This window comes from Campylobacter sp. 2457A, from assembly GCF_020135895.1.
In the GTDB taxonomy this organism is placed as follows: Bacteria; Campylobacterota; Campylobacteria; order Campylobacterales; family Campylobacteraceae; genus Campylobacter_D; species Campylobacter_D taeniopygiae.
This window is the reverse complement of record NZ_JACHTO010000092.1, coordinates 1-521: the sequence shown is the minus strand read 5'-3', so window position 1 is coordinate 521 and position 521 is coordinate 1. Positions and strand designations below refer to the sequence as shown.

Here is a 521-nt window from a genome sequence, read left to right as displayed (position 1 = left end):
CATGCTCACCCACATCTATAACTTCCTAGAAAAAAGCGTTGAAAATTTTAGTGAAAAAATAGCCTTTGTTGAACCTTTTGCTAAAGAAGGTAAAAAAGAAATCACTTATAAAGAATTTGATCTTTATTCTAAAAAAGTTGCCAGTGAAATTTTAAGAACTTTAGATAATGATACCTTACCTTTGCAAAAAGCCATTCTTATTATCTTACCTAAAAGCATTGATTGTTTGATTTCTTTTTTTGGTGTAGCCTTAAGTGGAAACTTTTATACACTCTTAGATGAAAAAAGTCCTAAAGAAAGAATAGAAAAAGTTATAGAAGTTTTAAAACCAAAACTTCTAATCACTTCTAAAGAATTAAAATTAGATTTAAATTTACCTACTCTTTATATAGAAAATTTTAAAAGTTTTAATATCGATGAAAATCTAATCACTAAAGCTAAAGAAAACCATATCGATACTAATTTACTTTATGTACTTTTTACTAGTGGGAGCACTGGAATTCCTAAAGGAGTAAGTATAG

The 521-nt window shown here is 26.9% G+C and carries 1 protein-coding gene; it reads left to right on the top strand.

What is annotated here, in order from left to right:
- Window position 1: 1 nt before the first annotated feature.
- The coding region (locus tag H2280_RS08480) for an AMP-binding protein (protein WP_337216264.1) at window positions 2-521 on the top strand (520 nt) is incomplete at its 3' end.